This window comes from Mesorhizobium sp. M1365, assembly GCF_040317865.1.
Classification (GTDB): Bacteria; Pseudomonadota; Alphaproteobacteria; order Rhizobiales; family Rhizobiaceae; genus Mesorhizobium.
This window is the reverse complement of sequence record NZ_JAMYLG010000006.1, coordinates 82,745-100,533: the sequence shown is the minus strand read 5'-3', so window position 1 is coordinate 100,533 and position 17,789 is coordinate 82,745. Positions and strand designations below refer to the sequence as shown.

The following is a 17,789-nucleotide window of genomic DNA, read 5'->3' as shown; positions in this document are numbered from 1 at the left end:
CGGGGCAAACGGCTTTGCTGTCACGATCGATCAAATCACCGCCTATGCCGGCCGCTGCAGCGGCGCCCGTCGGCCCAGCCAGCCCGAGATCCTTTCCATCTGCGCGGCGAACGACAAAAGCGTTTCCTCGTCGCCGGGGCGGCCGGCGGCCTGGACGCCGAGCGGCAGGCCGGCATCGGTGACGTAAACCGGAAGCGTGATCGACGGTTGCCCGCTGACGTTCTGGATCGCCGGCCAGTGGGTGAACCACAGGCTCTTGTCCATCAGCTGGCCGAATAGCGGCTTGAACTTCAGCAGGCCGGCGAGGCGCAGTCTGTCCAGGACATTCTCGATGAATTCGTCGGCGCCTTTCGGGTCCATGGTGCCGCAGGCGAGCGGCGGGTGCGCGATGACAGGCATCAGCACTGCATCATAGTGCGCGGTTTCGGTGATAAGCCGGCGCGAGGTTGCGTGCAGCCGCTGCAGGCCGGCATAGATTTCGCCGGCCGAGAGGATTTCACCGAACCGGCTCATCACGCGCGTGGCGCGTTCGATGTCGCCTGAGATGGAGCGGCCGACGCGCAAGGCCTCGCCACGCATCGTGCCGGCCACCGCCGCGGCGACGGTTCTGGCGAAATCGGCGATGAAATCACGATCGATATAGGGCAGGTCGATCTCCTCGACGCCGTGCCCGCCTTCGCGCGCCAGCGCAATCGCCGCATCCAGAGCTTTCAACGTCTCTTCGGATATCGGCAAGCCGAGCGGCGATTTTCGATAGAAGGCGAGCTTGAGCTTGCCCGGATCGCGCCCGGCGGCCGCAGTGAAACTGCCGTTCGGCGAGGGTGCCGCGTAGGGCGACAGCGGGTCGGGCCCGTGGGTCAGGTCGAGCAGCAGGGCCGTATCGCGCACGGAGCGGGCCAACGCATGGTCGACGACGAAGCCGTACCAGCTTTCGGTGACGAGCGGCGTCAAGGGTACGCGGCCGCGCGAGGTTTTCAGCCCGACCAGCCCGGTGCAAGCGGCAGGCACCCTGATCGAGCCGCCGCCATCCGAGGCATGCGCCACCGGCACGACGCCGGCCGCGACCAGCGCAGCCGCACCGCCCGAGGAACCGCCGGTCGTATGCGCGGTGTTCCATGGATTGCGGGTGACGCCGTAAGCCACCGACTCGGTCACCAGCCTCAGCCCGTGTTCGGGTGCGGTGCTGGTGGCGATCGGGATCAGGCCGGCGGCCAGATAGCGTTCCGTCATCACCGAACTGAAATCGGGGGTGAAAGCTGGGATGCGGCTGCCGCCATGCGTCGGCACGCCTTTCATGGCGATGCCGAGGTCCTTCAGCGCAAAGGGCACTCCGGCAAGCGGCAGCTTGTGGTCGACGGTTTTCGCTCGCGCCCGCGCCGCCTCAAAAAGCGGTTCGGCGATGGCGTTGATCTCGGGCAGGGTGGCCTCGGCCCGGGCGATCGCCGCATCGACGAGATCTTGCGGTGTGATCTCTCCCTTGTGCACGAGTGCGGCCTGGCCGGTTGCGTCATGCTCCCACAGAACCCGCTCGATCGACATGGTCGCCCTCCCGCTCATTGCAAGCTAGCGGGCGGCGATTTCATTGGCAATCGACGCTGGCGCTGCCGGTGCGCAAGACCATTTCAGTCGTTGCAAATGCATTGCAATCGCCTAATTTGGCGGCGGATGACGCCGCAGGACATCAGCAACCTGATTGTCCGGACTTCGATGAAGGACCGGGCTGCGTTCGATCTGCTCTACCGGCAGACCAGCGCGAAACTTTTCGGCGTCTGCCTTCGTGTATTGAAGGATCGGGGAGATGCTGAAGAAGCGCTTCAAGAGGTCTTCGTCAAGATATGGACGAAGGCGGACCGTTTCGCCGTTTCGGATCTGAGCCCGATCTCCTGGCTGGTGGCCATTGCGCGCAATCATGCGATCGATCGGATCAGGGCGCGGCGAGAGCCTGCCGCCTATATCGATGCCGCGCTCGACGTGGCCGATCCGGCGCCGGGGCCGGAGGCCATGGCCGTGGCGGGCGGTGAGTCCGAACGCATCTACCATTGTCTCGAGGAATTGGAGAAGGACCGGGCGGCGGCCGTCCGGGGCGCCTATCTGGATGGCAAAAGCTATGCCGAACTGGCGGAGCGCTATGGCGTACCGCTGAACACGATGCGGACCTGGCTGCGGCGCAGCCTGTTGAAACTGAGAGAATGCCTGGAAAGATGACGCTGGCTGACGACAATGGACCGGAACGTGGGGGCGACGACCTGTTCGCCGCCGAATACGTTCTTGGCGTTCTGGCCGCCGATGAACGCGAGATCGCGTCGCGCCGCATCGATGCGGACGCCGCCTTCGCGCGCCTTGTCGATGCCTGGGAGGCGCATCTTTCGCCGATGGCCGCCGCCTATCCGGAGACAGAGCCTCCGATCAGGGTCAAGGAAGCATTGGACCGCCGGCTTTTCGCTGCAGAGCCGCGCGCCGGCCTGTGGTCGAGCCTTGGCTTCTGGCGCGGTCTTGCCGCCGCCGCCATTGCGGCGCTGGCGATCTACATCGCCGTGCCTTACCTCCGCCCGTCCACCGAACCGCCGCAGGCGCGGCTTGTCGCCTCGCTGGCGGCCGAAGGCAGCGACGTCAAATATCTCGTCGTCTACGATGCCGCCCGTCACGAGGTCGGTCTTTCTCACGTTTCCGGCGAGCGGGCCGCCGGCAAGGACTTCGAACTGTGGATGATAGAAGGCAAGAAGGCGCCGGTGTCGATGGGCGTCATCCCGGCCGGTGCGACCGCGCATTTGGCCATCCCGCCCGCCGTCCAGGAGAAATTGGCGCAAGGCGCCGTGCTTGCGGTCAGCGTTGAGCCTGCCGGCGGTTCACCGACCGGCGCGCCGACTGGACCGGTGGTCGCAGCGGGCGATCTGAAGAGCATCTGACCACTTCTCATCTCTGGAAGCAGACCTGAAATCTATCTCCCGCGATGTAGACGCCTGCAAAGCTTGTTGGCGGCTGTCGATCCGAGCCCGGCAAATTGCAGCGGCAAATATTTTTTTGCGGAGAGGGCGAAACTCCAGCATTTCTATCGCGTATCTCCTCGCGTTCCCAAATGAGGGGAACGATAACCAGAGGAGATTGAAATCATGCGTAAATTCGCCACCCTTTTGCTTGCCGGCACGGTCGCCATTTCCGCGCTCGCCACCATTGCCTATGCTCAAAATCCGATGGTCGGCGGCGCCGCCATGTATGCCCAGAAAAACATCGTCGAAAATGCTGTCAACTCGAAGGACCACACGACGCTGGTCGCTGCCGTCAAGGCAGGCGGCCTGGTCGATACACTGCAAAGCGCTGGCCCCTTCACTGTGTTCGCGCCGACCAACGAGGCCTTTGCGGCACTTCCAGCCGGCACGGTGGAGACGCTGCTCAGGCCTGAAAACAAGGACAAGCTCGTCAAGATCCTGACTTGCCATGTCATCGGCGCCAAAGCGATGGCCGCCGACGTCGCCAAGATGGTCAAGAACGACGGCGGCACCCACAAGGTGAAGACGGTCGGTGGTTGCGAACTGTCGCTCAAGGCCGACGGCGGCAAGGTCACCGTGACCGACGAGAACGGCAACGTCGCCAATGTGACGATCGCCGATGTCGAGCAGTCCAACGGCGTCATCCACGTCGTCGACAAGGTTCTCCTGCCGAAGATGTAACAAACGCACGCTGCCGGCGAAGATATCGCTAAGGGCCTCCCTGCGCACGCTCCGCGCCGTTCACGCAAGATGTGGATAGGCGCGGAGTCCCGCTTTGAGGACAGCGATCGTCACCGGCTTTTGATTTCCGTGTGGCGGTCGAATTTGGCACAAGCAATGACAGGAGGAATGGCCATGAACCGTCGCGAGCTTCTTTTGAGTGGTGCGGCAGCCATTGGCGTTGTCGCAGGCGCCACCGCGCTGCGCATGGGCGGAGCCCAGGATGCACGCGCGGCTGAGACTTTCGAGGTTACCAAGACCGAAGCCGAGTGGCGCGCCATCCTGTCCGACGCGGCCTTCAATGTGCTGCGCAAGGAGGGCACGGAATACCCGGGCACCAGTCCGCTGCTCAACGAGCACCGCAAAGGCATCTTCGCTTGCGCCGGCTGCGGCCTGCCGGTCTATTCGTCAGAGACCAAGTTCGATTCCGGCACAGGCTGGCCGAGCTTCTGGCAGGAAATCCCGAATTCCGTCGGCAAGACCGTGGACAGGTCTTTGGGCATGACCCGCACGGAGGTCCATTGTCGCCGCTGCGGCGGCCATCTCGGCCACGTATTCGACGACGGTCCGCCGCCGACCGGGTTGCGACACTGCATCAATGGCGTTGCCTTGACCTTCAAGCCGGCGACGGCGTGAGGACGGCTGCGACCCTGACTTTGTCGGAGCGCGAGAGGACTTCGTAATGGTTGATTTTGCGCATGACCCCGAAAATCGCTTTTCGGGGTCATGCGCGAGGGCGCCAGGCGGGGGATCCAGCGCGCCTCAATGGCCTCCGCCACCGCCGCCTTGAGCGGCTGGCTTGCGGATCACCAGGGTGAAGAGCCCAAGCGTCGCGAACAAAACCGTCAGCATGAAGAATACGTCCATGAACGACAGCAGCGACGCCTGCTGCTGGACCATGCCTGACAGTTTGGAGATGGCCGCCTTGGAGGCGTCGAGCCCGGCGGTCTGCTCGAAGTTGAGCGTCATGTTCTGCAGCTTCTGCTGCGCAGCGGCACTTCCCCATTGCACGTGCTCGGAGAGCCTGGCGTAGTGGAAGGCATTGCGGTCGATCAGCACGGTGTTGATGACTGCCAGGCCGACGGCGCCGCCGAGATTGCGGGTCAGGTTGAACAGGCCAGACGCATTCTTCAGCCGCTCCGGCGGCAAGGTTCCGAGCGCAATGTTGTTGATTGGCACCATGCAAAGCATCATCGAGCAGCCGCGCAGGATCTGCGGGATCAGCAGTTCATAGAAATCCCAGTCGGCGGTGAGATGCGTCATCCACCAGGTCCCCGTGGCGAAGCCGAAGAAGCCGATCATCATCATGATGCGCGGGTCCATCTTGTTCGACAGGATGCCGGAGATCGGCGCAGTGAAGAACATGGCCAGGCCGCTGACGAACAGCGCCTCGCCGATCATCATCGAATCGTAGCCGCGGATCCGCCCCAGGAACACCGGATAAAGATAGGTCAGACCGTAGAGGCCGATGCCGACGACGAAGGAGAACAACGAGCCGAAGGCAAAATTGATATTGCTGAAAGCCCTCAGGTCGACAATCGGCTCCTCGGCGGTGAACACGCGCCAGAAGAACAGCACCGCGCCGAAAGTCATGATGACGGCGCAGATGAACACCGCCTGATCCTGCAGCCAGTCGTTGTTGGGACCTTCCTCCAGCACATATTCCATGCAGCCCAGGAAGGCGGCCATGCCGGCAAGCCCCCACCAGTCGAACTTGCTGAACAGCTTGAGATTGGGTTTGTCGAAGTCGATCAGCGACCAGGCGGCCGTCGTCACCAGAATGCCGGGCACGACGTTGACCAGGAACAGCCAGTGCCAGGACATGGCATGGCTGATATAGCCGCCGACGGTCGGGCCGATGGTTGGCGCCAGCGTCGCCACCAGACCGATCATCGGCGAGACGATGGCGCGACGCGACGGCGGGAAGATGGTGAAGGCGGCTGCAAAGACGCTCGGGATCATGCCGCCGCCGATGAAGCCCTGCACGGCGCGGTAGACGATCATCTGGTCGATATTGGTTGCGGTCGCCGCCAGCGCGCTGGCCGCGGTGAAACCTGCCGCCGAGATTGTGAACAGCACCCGCGTCGACAGCATCCGGCTGAGGAAGCCCGACAGCGGGATCATTACCACCTCGGCAATCAGATACGCCGTCTGCACCCACGGAATCTCGTCCGAACTGGCGCTCAGGCCCGCCTGGATCTCGGCCAGCGAGGCCGAGACGATCTGGATATCCAGGATGGCCATGAACATGCCGAACACCATTGCCAGGAAGGCGATGACGCGGCGCGTCGAGATGTGGTCGACCGGCACCGGCATGGCTGGCGCCGGCGCCGATCCTGCAGTTAGGGTTGCGGTCGCCATGACCCTTGCTCCCGGTTCCGCTTTACTTCGATGCCGAAGGCGCGGTGCGGCTGTCGACGGCGACGACGACGCTCAGGCCGGCGCGCAGCTTGCCCGTCTTCAGCACATCCGCGGGCACGTCGATGCGAACCGGAACGCGCTGCACCACCTTGGTGAAATTGCCTGTGGCGTTTTCCGGCGGCAGCAGCGAGAACACTGCTCCCGAAGCCGGGGCCAGCGACGACACGGTACCCTCGATGTCCTGACCGTCGATCGCGTCGACCGACACTCTGACCTTTTCACCAGGCACCAGCCGGGCAAGCTGGGTCTCCTTGAAGTTGGCGACGATGTAGAGCTTGTCCATTGGCACGATGACGGCGAGCTTCTGTCCGGGGCTGATCAGGTCGCCCTGCTCGACCGAGCGGTTGCCGACCACGCCGTCATAGGGTGCGCGCAGCACGGTGAAGGACAGATCCCGCACCGCCTTGTCGTGGGCAAGCTGCAGCGAGCCCAGCGTGCTTGCCGATTCCGCCCGCTGCGCCTGGAGCACGCCGATATTCGCCTGAGCCGCCGCGATCTGCGCGTCGGCGCCGGCTAGTGCGGCATTGGCTTGCTCGACCGCCGTCTGGGCATCGTCCAACTGGGCCTGGGTACCGACGCGGGTCTTGAGCAACTGGGCGGCACGAACCTGAGCTCGCTTCGCATTATCGGCCGCGGCCTGGTCGGCGGTCTTCTGCGCCTGCGCCTGCTTGAGCGAGGCGCGCGCCGCCTCGGTCTGGGCATCGATGCGGTCGAGCGTCTTGCTCAACGTGGCGATCTGCGCCTCGGCCTGAGCAACGGCTATCTTGTAGTCACCGTCATCGACGATCAGCAGCGGGTCGCCGGCCTTCACCTGCTGGTTCTCGGTCACTTTGACCTGATCGACATAACCCGAGATTTTTGGCGAGATGAACGCGGTGTCGGCCTGGACATAGGCATCGTCAGTCGTGATCATGAAGCGCCCGTCGGTCCAGTAATCATAGCCATACCAGGCGCCGGCGCCCAGCAGGGCCAGGCCGATGATGGGCAACAACATCGAGCGCGTCGAGCGCTTCTTCTTGGCGGGAGCCAGCGGGGTGACGTCGGCGGGCTTGAGAGGGGTTTCCGGCGCTTCGATCGCAGGCTGGACCTTGGCACTGGGGAAGGGGCGGACTTCGGCACTGGTGGGCGCGTTCGAGGACATGATATCTCTCTAAATTAACTGGCGCTGAATTTTGTCAGACTGAACCGTTCGGTTCGATCTCGACGTTGACTTAGCGCTTAAAGAGGACCATATCAAGAGCAATCGAACCGGATGGTTCGAATTATTTTACGAGGTGTGACATTATGGCCGAAGCCCCCAAGGCCGCTCCTTTGCCTGATTCAGGCCCATTGCCCAGCGCTGGCAAGGACCAGTGCGATCTGCTGGACAGCCTGCCGCGCGGCCGCCCGGCCGCGGGTCAAGACCCGGTCAAGCGCAGCCAGATCATCGACGGTGCGCGCCGTGTCTTCATCGAAAAGGGCTTCGAAGCCGCGTCGATGAACGACATTACGCGCGAGGCCGGCGTGTCCAAGGGCACCATCTATGTCTACTTCGCCAACAAGGAAGAGCTCTTCGAAGCGCTGATCGAGGAAGAGCGCGGCACGATTTTCAAGAACATGTATGAGGTGCTCGACCAGATCGGCGACCTTCGCCAGACGTTGGTGAAGTTCGGCATCGTGCTGTCCATGAAGATCACTTCCGCGAGGGTCATCCTGGCGCAGCGGACGGTGATCGGCGCGTCGGAACGCATCCCGGAGCTTGGTGCCCGGTTCTACGAACGCGGCCCGAAGCGTGGCCATGACAGGGTCGTCGTTTTCCTCAACATGGCTATCGAACGCGGCCTGCTGAAGATCGACGACGTCGAGCTTGCCGCCTATCAGTTCACCGAGCTGTGTCTGGCCGGTCTTTTCCGCCAGTGCATTTTCGCCTATCGCACCAAGGCGCCAAGTGTGGCCGAGATCGAACACATCGTCAGGTCGGGCGTCGATGTGTTCCTGAAGGCCTACGGCACCGAACAGCTTGCAGAGCAGGAACGGGCCTCCAGCCCCGCCTGACAGGCTGCCAGGGTCGGTGGCCTATCCGCCATTGGCGGCGAGCACGATCGCCGCACGCAATTCCTCGAGGCCCTCGCTCTTTTCCGACGACGTGGCGAGCACGAAGGGGAAGGCCGCCGGGCGTTTCTTGATCTTCTGGAGCGTTTCCTCGACCAGTCGCGGTACCCCCGCCGCCTTGATCTTGTCGGTCTTGGTCAGCACGATCTGATACGACACCGCCGCCTTGTCGAGCAACGACAGCACCTCGTCGTCCTTGGCCTTGATGCCATGGCGGGCATCGATCAGCACGTAGACGCGCTTCAGCGTCACCCGGCCCTTGAGATAGTCGAACACGAGCTTCGTCCACTCGTCGACCTTTTCCTTCGGCGCCGTGGCGTAGCCATAGCCCGGCATGTCGACCAGCGCCATCGGCGGCAGGTCGGCGCCCTCTCCCGAAAATCCGCCCGGCACGAAATAGTTGAGCTCTTGCGTGCGGCCCGGTGTGTTGGAGGTGCGCGCCAGCCCCTTCTGGTTGACCAGCGCGTTGATCAGCGACGATTTGCCGACATTGGAGCGGCCGGCAAAGGCGATCTCGGGCGGACCCTCCGGCGGCAGGAATTTCATCGCCGGCACGCCGCGGATGAATATCCAGGCTCGCGTGAACAATTCGATGCCGATCGTCGTCTTGTTCAACGCGTTCAAACCGCTGCCTCCAGAAGAAAAATGTTGCTGCCACGAATGGCATTGAGATTGCGGCTGATCTTTTCCACCGGCCAGTGCCACCACGCTAGCGCCAGCAGCCGCCGGATGGTCCTGTCATCGAAGCGCATCTTCACCACTTTGGCCGGATTACCGGCGACGATCGCATAGGCCGGCACATCGTGCGTCACCACCGACTTTGCCGCGACGATGGCGCCGTCGCCGATCTTCACGCCCGGCAGCATAACCGCTTCCATGCCGATCCAGACGTCGTTGCCGACGATTGTGTCGCCACGCACCTCCTTCGACCATGTCGCCGGGTCGAAGCCTTCCTCCCAGCCGTGACCAAAGATGTTGAACGGATAGGTCGAAAAGCCGGACATGGCGTGATTGGCGCCGTTCATGATGAAGCGCGCGCCTTCGGCAATGGCGCAGAACTTGCCGATGATCAGCCTGTCGCCGATGAACGGATAATGATGCAGCACGCATTTTTCGGCGAATTTGTCGGGTCCGTCAGGGTCGTCATAATAGGTGAAGTCGCCGATCTCGATATTCGGCGCCGTCACCAGCGGTTTCAGAAAGCCGACGCGTGTGTGCAACGGGATCGGATGCTTGATCGATGGATTGGGTCCGGTCATATCGAGCTCCGTCGAGCAACTGCCAGGCAGGTCAAAATAGCGCGATCCGTCCGGCAGTACCAATCGCTTAATCCAGGCGGGCAGCTTGTGCAAAAAGCCCCGGACGAACCGGGGCTTTTTGGTCTCGCATCGTCGGAGTGCCGGCTATTCCGCCGGCGACGGTTTCTTGCGGAACAGCGCGACCAGATTGTCCCACAATTCGATCTTGGCGCCCTGCCGCTTCATGATCACGCCCTGCTGCAGGATCGACAGCGTGTTGTTCCAGGCCCAGTAGATAACGAGGCCGGCCGGAAAACCCGCCATCATGAAGGTGAAGATCACGGGCATCCACGTGAAGATCGCCGCCTGCGTCGGGTCCGGCGGCGTCGGGTTCATGCGCATCTGCAGGAACATCGTCACGCCCATGATCAGCGGCCAGACGCCGATCATCAGCATGTGCGGCAAGGTAACGGGGATCAGCCCGAACAGGTTGAAAATCGATGTCGGGTCCGGCGCCGCCAGATCCTGGATCCAGCCGAAGAACGGCGCGTGCCGCATCTCGATGGTGATGTAGAGCACCTTGTAGAGCGAGAAGAACACCGGGATCTGCAATGCCACCGGCCAGCAGCCGGCGAGCGGATTGATCTTCTCGGTCTTGTAGAGCTCCATCATCGCCTGCTGCTGCTTCATCTTGTCGTCCGCGTATTTCTCGCGGATCTCGAGCATCTTGGGCTGCACCTTCTTCATGTTCGCCATCGACGCATAGGACTTGTTGGCGAGCGGGAAGAACAGCGCCTTGACGATGACGGTGGTGGCGAGGATCGCCAGACCGAAATTGCCGAAGAATTTGTAAAGCGTGTCGATCAGCGAGAACATCGGCTGAGTTATGAACCAGAACCAGCCCCAATCGATCAGCTTTTCGAAAAGCCTTATCTTGCGATCTTTCTCGTAAGCATTGATCTTGTTGACTTCCTTTGCGCCGGCAAAGATCTCCGATTCAATGGTCTTGGATTCGCCGGGCTGCAGCGCAATCGCGTCCGTGCGGAAGTCGGCTTGATAGCGATGACGGCCGTCCTCGTAATAAGCGAAGTTTGGCTGAAACTCCTGCGCTTCTGTCGGCACCAGCGTCGCCGCCCAGTATTTGTCGGTGATGCCCAGCCAACCGTCCTTGGACTTGCTCGGTGTGTACTGCTTGTTTTTCTCGAGATCGGCGTATTTGTGTTCCTGCAGGCCTTCGCTGCCGGTGACGCCGATCAGGCCTTCGTGCAACACATAGGTGCTGGCGACCGCCGGCTTGTCGAAGCGGGTGATGCGGCCATAATTGAACAGCGAGACAGGGCTGCTGCCGGAATTCTGCACGATGTCGGAAACGGTGAACATGTAGTCGTTGTCGACCGAGAATGTGCGTTTGAAAGTCAGGCCCTTATCGTTGGTGAAGGTGAGCGTCACTGGTGTAGCCGGCGTTAGCGTCGGATTGCCGTCGACGTTCCAAACGGTCTTGGGTCCCGGCAGCGTTCCCACCTTGTCTTCGCCAACAAAGCCGATCTCGGCGAAATATCCGTTCGGCAGCGACTCCGGATTGAGCAGCGCGATCTTGGGTGAGTTTTTGTCGACCGTCTCCGTGTAGTGCTTGAGCTTGAGATCATCGAGACGCGCGCCGGTGAGGTTGATCGAGCCTTCGAGGCTCGGCGTGTCGATCTTGACGCGGCGGGTCGAGGCAATCGCCTGCTCGCGGCCGGCCGGCGTCACCGCGTTGCCGCCAGGCGCGTTCGGAATGGCGCCCGGCTGCACCGGTGTTTCGCTGGCGCCCGGGCTGGTGCCTTGGGCGGCCTTCTTCTGCTCCGCCACGCGCTGCTCTTCGATGCGGGCGGCTTCGCGCTGCATCTCGCTGCGCGGCATCACATAGAAATATTGCCAAAGCGCCAGGATCAGCACCGACAGTGCGATGGTGATGAAGAAGTTGCGGTTGTTTTCCATCGAAGCCCTTGGCCTATCGTGTTCCACGCAATCTGCGGGAGAGTTCGGCCTTCAACTGGCCGAACGGAGTGGTAAGCACGTCTTCGCGCCCGACGATGACATAATCATTGCCGGGCGCCATGTCATCGGCGGCATGCGTGCGCACGGCTTCTCTCAGCCGCCGCCGGACGCGGTTGCGAACGACGGCGTTGCCGACCTTCCTGGTGACGGTGTAGCCGACGCGCGGCGCCTCGCTGTCGCCGCGGCCCAGGACCTCGACGAGGAAAAGCCGCCCGCGGCGCTTTTCGCCGCGGCGGACAGCCAGGAATTCCGCGCGCTTCAGAAGCCGCTTGGGATGGGCACCCGTTGGCTTGCCGGTTGCGGGCAACGATCTTGTCTCTCGCTTGGTGCTCAGGCGCTGAGACGCTTGCGGCCGCGGTTGCGGCGGGCTGCGACGACGCCGCGGCCACCTTTGGTGGCCATGCGGGCGCGGAAACCGTGCCTGCGTTTGCGGACGAGTTTGGACGGCTGGTAAGTACGCTTCATTTGTTTAAATACCGCGGGGTGCGGCCCTTCTTGATTCTGTCACTTTGTAACAGGAGCTTTGCCGGGCCGGTTTTGGCGCGATCGAAACCGCGCCGGGACGAATGGCCCGAGCGTGAGCGGGCTTATAGAAAGAAGGGTTTTGGAAGTCAATCCAGCGTGTCGGGCCGGCGTTGTCGGACCGGCAGGGAAGTCCTTGCGGCCCTTTGTCCGGCTTCGACCAAGGATGAATTTGGCAAAAAAGCCGCAATCGCCTAATCTTGCCCGATCAAGCGATCGTGAAGACGAGCAGTCCCTAAGACAAGCAGCCGTGATGACAGGCAGCCGTGACGACGAGCATGAGTGAAGTCCCAGCAACCGACGAAAGCATCGCCCAGGCGAAGGCCGCCACCCGCAGGGTGCCGCTGGCGCGCGGCCTGTCGACCAAGTTGCTGCTGCTCACCATCGTCTTCGTGCTGTTGGCCGAAATCCTCATCTTCGTGCCCTGGATCGCCAGCTACAGGCTGAGCTGGCTGAAGGAGAGGCTGAGCACCGCCGCCGCGGTGTCGATCGTCCTGGTACAGGGCGAACCTGCCTCGCTGTCGCGTGCCGCCCAGAACGACGTACTGATGGCGATCGGCGCCAAGGCGATCGCCGTGCGCGACGGCGGCGTCTCGCGGCTTCTGGTCGTGGCCGAAATGCCGCCGCAGGTCGACGAGCATATCGATATCGCCAATGTCGGCATGATCGAGGGTATGACCGGCGCGCTGGACACGCTGTTTTTCGGCGGCAAGCGGATGCTGCGCGTTTTCGGGCCGGTCGGCGACAGCGACAAAGAATTCGAGCTGATCATGCCCGACCACCGCCTGCGCAATGCCATGCTGATCTATTCGCGCAACGTCGCCTTCGTCTCGCTGCTGATCTCGCTGTTCACCGCCATGCTGGTCTACGCCGCGATAGACCTGATCATGATCGGCCCGATCAGGACAATGACACGCTCGATGCTGTCCTTTTCCGAGGCGCCCGACGATCCCGGCCGCATCATTCACCCCGCCGCCCGGGCCGACGAGATCGGCGTCGCCGAACGCGAGCTGTCGCAGATGCAGGAGCGGCTGCAGAAGATGCTGACCGAGCAGAAGCACCTGGCCGATCTCGGCCTGGCCGTGTCGAAGATCAACCACGACATGCGCAACATCCTCGCCTCGGCGCAACTGATGTCGGACCGCCTGCGCCAGGTCAAGGACCCGACCGTGCAGGCCTTCGCACCAAAACTGCTGCGCGCGCTCGACCGTGCGGTGTCCTACTCGGAGGGCGTGCTGGCCTATGGCCGCACCCAGGAGCCGCCGCCGTCGCGCCGCAGGCTGCGGCTGCGCCAGCTGGTCGAGGACGTCCAGGGCCTGCTCGACATCGAATGCGGCATCGAATTCGTCAACGCCGTCGATCCGGTGCTCGAGGTCGACGCCGATTCCGACCAGCTGTTCCGCGTGCTCACCAATCTTAGCCGCAACGCCGTGCAGGCGATGGCGGCCGACACCGAGAGCGCCGTGGTGCGCCGCCTGACCATATCGGCCGAGCGCATCGGCAGCGTCAGCCGCATCGTCGTCACCGACACCGGCCCCGGCCTGCCGCCAAAGGCGCGCGAAAACCTGTTCGCGGCATTTCGCGGCTCGGCCCGCAGCGGTGGCACCGGCCTTGGCCTGGCGATCGCCCATGAATTGATCCGCGCCCATGGCGGCACGGTGGAGCTGGTCGAATCGATCGGCGGCCGCACCACATTCGCGGTCACCATTCCCGACCAGCCGGTCCGGCTCGACCAGGCCCGCAACGGGCTGCGCCGCCCGGCGTAACGAACCGTTTCGTTACGGATCGTTTCAATCACAAAGGGTGGCTCGGCCGCCGTGCAACGGCGTGTTTCGTTACGGGCCGTTCCGATTGGCAAATGCCTTTCCAAGACGACGACCTATCGGCTCGGCCGCCGCGTGACGCGATCTTGCGTTCGCCGGCCGGCGCATGACGGCAAAACATGACGGCAAAACTTTTGGCCAGGATCGGCTTGCTTTTCGTAAATTCAGTCGCTAGGGAACACGTCACATCGCGGCCGGTCACCAGGATCGGATCGCGGGGCTATGCAAAGCATGGCCTGTTGCGCGCCCGTAGCTCAGCTGGATAGAGCACCAGACTACGAATCTGGGGGTCAGGAGTTCGAATCTCTTCGGGCGCGCCATTAAACTCAATGTACGGCCCGGGGACATAGGTAACAGAATCTGCCGCCACTGGCCGGAAGGTTGCCTTGAGTGAGCGCCGTCCTTGCAAAGAGCCGGATGGTCCGCTGATGCTACTCAGTCGGCCTGCTTAATCTCCGGGGCCGGTTCAGTCGGCGGGCCCGGCGTGCAATCCTGGCCGGTGCATTCCTGCACCGGATCTTTCGCCGGCGGGAGACAATTTTGGCCTTCACAATGAACGGGCGGCTGCGCTGTTGCGGCTTTATTGTTCTGCGGCACAGGCCGATCCTCAGCGCGAACGGCCGGCATTCCAAGGTCGATCACGGCCGTGCACAAGAGCGCAATCCGAAGCAAGTTCATTTTCGCCTCCGCAACTGACAGCGAGACGCAGATTATATCTTCGAACTGCGGCCAACATCCTGTCACCCGCGAACGGCGTTAACAGTGCGTTTCATTGCCGGTCGGAAGGGCGTACCGATTGAGATCGAGCGTCATCCTCTTCCTGGCAAAATAGCGCCAGAAACGGAGCTTTCGGCCAGAGGTGACTGAGGCCAACCTTCCGATTTTTCTGTACACCTGTTCGAAGGGTTCGAGGTGCGTTAGGGCCTCGCATATTCGAGGTTTTCAGTTCTTTCACGGGGGAACGTACATGACAGCATTCAACAGCGTCCGCTTCCGGGTCAAGCCGGGTAGTGAAGACGAATTCGTCGAACTGTTCAGCAGCGCTCCGCGCAACTTCGAGGGATTGCGAAAAATGGCTCTCATCAAATCGGGAGACGGCGCCTTCTTCTCGATTGGAGAGTGTGACACGTTCCAGCACATGGTCGATGCCAGGCCCAAAATGCTAGGCAATCCTGATCGGTTCCGGCATACGTTGCAGCAGCTTGAGGGCGGATATACGGATGCTGTTTCCGGCGAGGCTGTCTTCGAAACGGACGGCAGCAGCGGCGGCAGGTCGGTATAGCTTCGCACTTCGAAAAGCTTATGCCGTGCGCCACTTCCCGGCTCTATCACCTAAACCGCACATTCCCCCTGGAAAGCTCTGCCACCGACCTGCATCCCATCAGCCGCATGTCGCGTTCGATCTCGGTTCGCATCAGGCCGAGCGCCCGTTCGACGCCGGCCTGTCCGGCGGCTGCCAGCGGGAAGAGATAGTAGCGCCCGACGCCGACGGCCTTGGCGCCCAACGACAGGGCTTTCAGCACATGCGTGCCGCGCTGGACGCCGCTGTCGATGATGACGTCTATCTTGTCGCCCACCGCGTCAACGATCTCCGACAGCTGGTCGAAGGGGCTGCGCGAGCCGTCCAGCTGCCTGCCGCCATGATTTGACAGAACGATACCGGTGCAGCCGATGTCGACGGCTTTTCTGGCATCGGCGACGCTCATGATCCCCTTCAGGCAGAACTGGCCGTTCCAGAAGTGGACCATGTCTTCGACGTCCTTCCAATCCAGCGATGGATCGAGGATCTCGGTGAAATAGCGGCTGATGGAAAGCGCTCCGCCACCGAGATCGATATGGCCGTCCAACTGCGGCAGGCTGAACTTTTCGTGTGTCAAATAGTCGATAGCCCATCTCGGCTTGATCGCGAACTGCATCATGCCGCCGGGCGTAAGCCGAAATGGGATGGAAAAGCCGGTCCGCAGGTCACGCTCGCGGTTTCCGCCGGTGACGCTGTCGACCGTCAGCATCATCACCTCGACGCCGGACGCCTTGGCGCGCTCCATCATGGCGCGGTTCAGGCCGCGATCCCTATGGAAATAGAACTGATAGACCTGCGGCGTCCTGTGCTTGCGGACTTCCTCCAGGCTGACCGTGCCGAGCGACGAGACGCCGAACATCGTGCCGAACTTCTCCGCCGCCGCGGCGACGGCGCGCTCGCCGCTATGGTGAAACAGTCGCTGGAGAGCCGTCGGCGAACAATAGACCGGCATCGCCAGCTTCTGGCCCATGACGGTGACCGACATGTCGACCTGTCCGACGCCGGCAAGGACGTTGGGGACGAGATCGCAGTCCTCGAACGCCGCCGTGTTGCGCCGCAGCGTCGTCTCGTCGTCCGCGCCGCCATCGATATAATTGAAGATCGGACCTGGCAGGCGCTGTTTTGCCAGCCGGCGGAAGTCCTGAAAATTGTAGCAGCTTTGCAATCTCATGAAATCAATCGGGTATATGCCGGGCCCGATGTCAAGCCTGTGCCATTGTCGATCGCCGGCGCTCTCGCCTCAGCCCGCCAGAGCGCCAACCGACTCCCGCTCCACCAGCGGGCATTCGAGCTTGGTGATGGGATAGCGGCCACGACCGGGAGCAGCGGGGACTTCGAGCTGCTCGATCGCCCATTGTCCCATCGCCATATGCGGCAGGATCGACGTCGTCAGCGGCGGGAACAGATGCCGCGCGATCTCCTCGTCGTCATAACCGATCACCGAAATATCCCGGGGGATGTGCAGGCCGGCCTCCTTTAGCGCCTCGTAGCAGCCGATCGCGGTGCGGTCGTTCTGGCAGAAGATGGCGGTCGGCCGGTCCTTCAGCGCCAAGAGCTTGACGGTCGCGGCATAGCCGGCGCTCGCCGACCAGTCGCCTTCGACGACCAGCGCCGGGTCGAAGGGGATGTCGGCCGTCGCCAGCGCCCGGCGGTAACCCTTCAGGCGGTCCTGCGCCGCTTGCATCCAGGGCTCGCCGGTAATGGTGGCGATGCGCCGGTGGCCATGGCCGATCAAGTGGCGGGTGGAGCTCTGGCCGCCGGCGATCTCGCTCGGCACCACGGCGGGGAAGGCATAGTCGGCGGTGTAGCAGTTGAGCAGGATGACCGGAATGTCGAGGCCGTAGAGATAGTCCGGCGCGACGATCTCGCGGGTGAAGATGGTCATGTAGATCAGCGCCGAAATGCCCCGCTTGGTCAGCGCCGCGATGGCGCGAGGCTCCATCACCTCGTCGCCCATGGTCTGCGCCACCAAAAGCACATTGCCGGCGTTCCATGAGGCTTGCCGCGCCCCTTCAATGGCGACGACCGCCTCCGGGCTGGTCGCCAACTGGTCGACGGCGAAGCCGATCACGCCATCCAGCCCGTCGAATGCGGCAACCGGGGCTCGCAAGGCAGAAAACACGGGCGGCGAATAGCCCAGCGTTCGCGCCGTCTCGATCACCCGCTCTCGGGTTTGCTGCGACAGCCTGATGCCCGGCGTGTTGTTGAGCACGAACGAAACCGTCGCCTGCGAACAGCCTGCCGCCCTGGCGATGTCGGTCATGGTAACGCGGCCCTTGGGTTTTTTCCCGGACAGCTTGCGCCGCCTGGTACCCTCAAGGACGGGATCACGCAGTGGTTCGTTCATGTCATTGGTCCCGCGAATCTCGCATTTATAGGGCGAAGCGATACTAATAGATATAATCGACTCTCTTAGGCGATTTAGTCCCCGATCCAAAACGGTTGCGACTGGGGAGGCCTCACTTGTTTGTGGGCGAGAATCCCGACCAAACTAATACTCTTTACTAATATCTGGCATCCCTATAACGTCAATCCATCATGCCCGGACGACGTCGGACCGCGCATGTTCGGAACGCAAGTCAGCCTGGTATCGGACGGTTCCCGTCAGTCGAAGCTTGCCTGCCGCTCCGGGAAATGTCAGACAAATCGG

Annotated in this window: 17 protein-coding genes and 1 tRNA gene; 8 read left to right on the top strand and 10 right to left on the bottom strand. The window is 62.5% G+C overall.

Going from position 1 to position 17,789, the window contains the following annotated elements:
• Positions 1 to 42 precede the first annotated feature (42 nt).
• Positions 43 to 1,539, bottom strand: coding sequence for an amidase (locus NKH04_RS09840; protein WP_352472349.1), 1,497 nt, complete (start codon positions 1,537 to 1,539; stop codon positions 43 to 45).
• 126 nt (positions 1,540 to 1,665) lie between these two features.
• Here NKH04_RS09840 and NKH04_RS09835 point away from each other — a divergent pair, with 126 nt between their 5' ends.
• The 4 genes from NKH04_RS09835 (at position 1,666) to msrB (ending at position 4,343) form a co-directional block, all read left to right on the top strand.
• A complete protein-coding gene (locus NKH04_RS09835) occupies positions 1,666 to 2,205 on the top strand; it encodes a sigma-70 family RNA polymerase sigma factor (RefSeq protein WP_352501141.1) in 540 nt (179 codons plus the stop codon).
• The gene (locus NKH04_RS09830; protein ID WP_352769632.1) at positions 2,202 to 2,906 is read left to right on the top strand and encodes an anti-sigma factor; all 705 of its coding nucleotides are present in this window, start codon (positions 2,202 to 2,204) and stop codon (positions 2,904 to 2,906) included. Before NKH04_RS09835 ends, NKH04_RS09830 begins: the two co-directional genes overlap by 4 nt.
• Positions 2,907 to 3,110: 204 nt before the next feature.
• Positions 3,111 to 3,668, top strand: coding sequence for a fasciclin domain-containing protein (locus tag NKH04_RS09825; protein WP_023677486.1), 558 nt, complete (start codon positions 3,111 to 3,113; stop codon positions 3,666 to 3,668).
• Between the two features lie 174 nt (positions 3,669 to 3,842).
• Positions 3,843 to 4,343 (top strand): peptide-methionine (R)-S-oxide reductase MsrB, encoded by a 501-nt coding sequence (gene msrB, locus NKH04_RS09820; protein ID WP_023677487.1) that lies wholly within the window; start codon positions 3,843 to 3,845, stop codon positions 4,341 to 4,343.
• Between the two features lie 126 nt (positions 4,344 to 4,469).
• Here the strand turns inward: msrB and NKH04_RS09815 are convergent, their stop codons facing one another.
• Complete coding sequence (locus NKH04_RS09815; RefSeq protein WP_245274730.1) at positions 4,470 to 6,023, bottom strand: DHA2 family efflux MFS transporter permease subunit; 1,554 nt, start codon at positions 6,021 to 6,023, stop codon at positions 4,470 to 4,472.
• 67 nt (positions 6,024 to 6,090) lie between these two features.
• Positions 6,091 to 7,269, bottom strand: a complete 1,179-nt coding sequence (locus NKH04_RS09810; RefSeq protein ID WP_352819580.1) for an HlyD family secretion protein — start codon at positions 7,267 to 7,269, stop codon at positions 6,091 to 6,093.
• Positions 7,270 to 7,412: 143 nt separating this feature from the next.
• Between NKH04_RS09810 and NKH04_RS09805 the strand changes: the two genes are divergently transcribed.
• A complete protein-coding gene (locus NKH04_RS09805) occupies positions 7,413 to 8,162 on the top strand; it encodes a TetR/AcrR family transcriptional regulator (RefSeq protein WP_352539958.1) in 750 nt (249 codons plus the stop codon).
• 21 nt (positions 8,163 to 8,183) lie between these two features.
• Here the strand turns inward: NKH04_RS09805 and yihA are convergent, their stop codons facing one another.
• The 5 genes from yihA to rpmH all read right to left on the bottom strand — a co-directional run bounded on the left by yihA (position 8,184) and on the right by rpmH (position 11,959).
• Positions 8,184 to 8,843 carry a ribosome biogenesis GTP-binding protein YihA/YsxC gene (yihA, locus tag NKH04_RS09800; RefSeq protein WP_352472343.1) on the bottom strand — a complete coding sequence of 220 codons (660 nt, stop codon included), beginning with the start codon at positions 8,841 to 8,843 and terminating at the stop codon, positions 8,184 to 8,186.
• A complete protein-coding gene (locus NKH04_RS09795; RefSeq protein WP_353044284.1) occupies positions 8,840 to 9,478 on the bottom strand; it encodes a CatB-related O-acetyltransferase in 639 nt (212 codons plus the stop codon). The genes yihA and NKH04_RS09795 overlap by 4 nt, the downstream gene beginning before the upstream one ends.
• 144 nt (positions 9,479 to 9,622) lie before the next feature.
• On the bottom strand, positions 9,623 to 11,434 hold the full coding sequence (gene yidC, locus NKH04_RS09790; protein WP_353012358.1) for a membrane protein insertase YidC: 1,812 nt from the start codon (positions 11,432 to 11,434) through the stop codon (positions 9,623 to 9,625).
• A 13-nt stretch (positions 11,435 to 11,447) separates the two neighbouring features.
• Positions 11,448 to 11,801, bottom strand: coding sequence for a ribonuclease P protein component (gene rnpA / locus NKH04_RS09785; protein WP_352769640.1), 354 nt, complete (start codon positions 11,799 to 11,801; stop codon positions 11,448 to 11,450).
• Between the two features lie 23 nt (positions 11,802 to 11,824).
• Complete coding sequence (gene rpmH / locus NKH04_RS09780; protein WP_008833937.1) at positions 11,825 to 11,959, bottom strand: 50S ribosomal protein L34; 135 nt, start codon at positions 11,957 to 11,959, stop codon at positions 11,825 to 11,827.
• 335 nt (positions 11,960 to 12,294) lie between these two features.
• Between rpmH and NKH04_RS09775 the strand changes: the two genes are divergently transcribed.
• The 3 genes from NKH04_RS09775 to NKH04_RS09765 all read left to right on the top strand — a co-directional run bounded on the left by NKH04_RS09775 (position 12,295) and on the right by NKH04_RS09765 (position 15,121).
• Positions 12,295 to 13,782 (top strand): ATP-binding protein, encoded by a 1,488-nt coding sequence (locus tag NKH04_RS09775; protein WP_352455990.1) that lies wholly within the window; start codon positions 12,295 to 12,297, stop codon positions 13,780 to 13,782.
• Positions 13,783 to 14,082: 300 nt separating this feature from the next.
• Positions 14,083 to 14,159, top strand: a tRNA-Arg gene (locus NKH04_RS09770).
• A 647-nt stretch (positions 14,160 to 14,806) separates the two neighbouring features.
• On the top strand, positions 14,807 to 15,121 hold the full coding sequence (locus NKH04_RS09765) for a DUF718 domain-containing protein (protein ID WP_352472340.1): 315 nt from the start codon (positions 14,807 to 14,809) through the stop codon (positions 15,119 to 15,121).
• Positions 15,122 to 15,167: 46 nt separating this feature from the next.
• Here the strand turns inward: NKH04_RS09765 and NKH04_RS09760 are convergent, their stop codons facing one another.
• Entirely contained in the window at positions 15,168 to 16,310 is a 1,143-nt protein-coding gene (locus NKH04_RS09760) for an alpha-hydroxy acid oxidase (RefSeq protein WP_352472339.1), read from the bottom strand.
• A gap of 69 nt (positions 16,311 to 16,379) precedes the next feature.
• The gene (locus NKH04_RS09755; RefSeq protein WP_352819572.1) at positions 16,380 to 17,486 is read right to left on the bottom strand and encodes a LacI family DNA-binding transcriptional regulator; all 1,107 of its coding nucleotides are present in this window, start codon (positions 17,484 to 17,486) and stop codon (positions 16,380 to 16,382) included.
• Positions 17,487 to 17,789 lie beyond the last annotated feature (303 nt).

What these genes read in the sequence shown, in the direction of transcription:
- yidC (WP_353012358.1), bottom strand. Translation starts at nt 11,434, where the DNA reads ATGGAAAACAACCGCAACTTCTTCATCACCATCGCACTGTCGGTGCTG.
- NKH04_RS09765 (WP_352472340.1), top strand. Translation starts at nt 14,807, where the DNA reads ATGACAGCATTCAACAGCGTCCGCTTCCGGGTCAAGCCGGGTAGTGAA.
- NKH04_RS09815 (WP_245274730.1), bottom strand. Translation starts at nt 6,023, where the DNA reads ATGCCGGTGCCGGTCGACCACATCTCGACGCGCCGCGTCATCGCCTTC.
- NKH04_RS09840 (WP_352472349.1), bottom strand. Translation starts at nt 1,539, where the DNA reads ATGTCGATCGAGCGGGTTCTGTGGGAGCATGACGCAACCGGCCAGGCC.
- rpmH (WP_008833937.1), bottom strand. Translation starts at nt 11,959, where the DNA reads ATGAAGCGTACTTACCAGCCGTCCAAACTCGTCCGCAAACGCAGGCAC.
- NKH04_RS09810 (WP_352819580.1), bottom strand. Translation starts at nt 7,269, where the DNA reads ATGTCCTCGAACGCGCCCACCAGTGCCGAAGTCCGCCCCTTCCCCAGT.
- NKH04_RS09835 (WP_352501141.1), top strand. Translation starts at nt 1,666, where the DNA reads ATGACGCCGCAGGACATCAGCAACCTGATTGTCCGGACTTCGATGAAG.
- NKH04_RS09825 (WP_023677486.1), top strand. Translation starts at nt 3,111, where the DNA reads ATGCGTAAATTCGCCACCCTTTTGCTTGCCGGCACGGTCGCCATTTCC.
- NKH04_RS09805 (WP_352539958.1), top strand. Translation starts at nt 7,413, where the DNA reads ATGGCCGAAGCCCCCAAGGCCGCTCCTTTGCCTGATTCAGGCCCATTG.
- NKH04_RS09795 (WP_353044284.1), bottom strand. Translation starts at nt 9,478, where the DNA reads ATGACCGGACCCAATCCATCGATCAAGCATCCGATCCCGTTGCACACA.
- NKH04_RS09755 (WP_352819572.1), bottom strand. Translation starts at nt 17,486, where the DNA reads ATGAACGAACCACTGCGTGATCCCGTCCTTGAGGGTACCAGGCGGCGC.
- msrB (WP_023677487.1), top strand. Translation starts at nt 3,843, where the DNA reads ATGAACCGTCGCGAGCTTCTTTTGAGTGGTGCGGCAGCCATTGGCGTT.
- NKH04_RS09830 (WP_352769632.1), top strand. Translation starts at nt 2,202, where the DNA reads ATGACGCTGGCTGACGACAATGGACCGGAACGTGGGGGCGACGACCTG.
- NKH04_RS09775 (WP_352455990.1), top strand. Translation starts at nt 12,295, where the DNA reads ATGAGTGAAGTCCCAGCAACCGACGAAAGCATCGCCCAGGCGAAGGCC.
- NKH04_RS09760 (WP_352472339.1), bottom strand. Translation starts at nt 16,310, where the DNA reads ATGAGATTGCAAAGCTGCTACAATTTTCAGGACTTCCGCCGGCTGGCA.